1 protein-coding gene is annotated in these 365 nt (G+C 51.5%); it reads left to right on the top strand.

What is annotated here, in order from left to right:
• On the top strand, positions 1–365 hold a 365-nt coding region (locus HC176_RS17670; RefSeq protein ID WP_167920313.1), incomplete at both ends, for a glycoside hydrolase family 10-like protein.

Below are 365 nucleotides of genomic sequence, written 5' to 3' on the forward strand. Positions count from 1 at the left end.
GCAGGAAAGAGCTTTTAAGAAATCCCCTTTTGTTATGCGGGAATTTCGCGCTGCATGGATCGCGACTGTTGCAAATATCAACTGGCCCAGCAAATCGGGTTTATCAACTGCCGAACAACAAAGAGAGGCAATCGCTCTCCTGGATTTTCTTAAGGCTCACAATTATAATGCTGTGATCTTCCAGGCCCGGCCGCAGGCAGATGCACTTTACGAGAGTGAACTCGAGCCCTGGTCTTTTTTCCTATCGGGGGTGCAGGGACAGGCGCCGGAACCATATTATGATCCCCTGCAGTTCTGGCTGGATGCCGCCCATGAACGCGGACTTGAATTGCATGTGTGGCTGAATCCCTACCGGGCCCATCATT

The sequence above is a fragment of the Tamlana crocina genome (assembly GCF_012037625.1).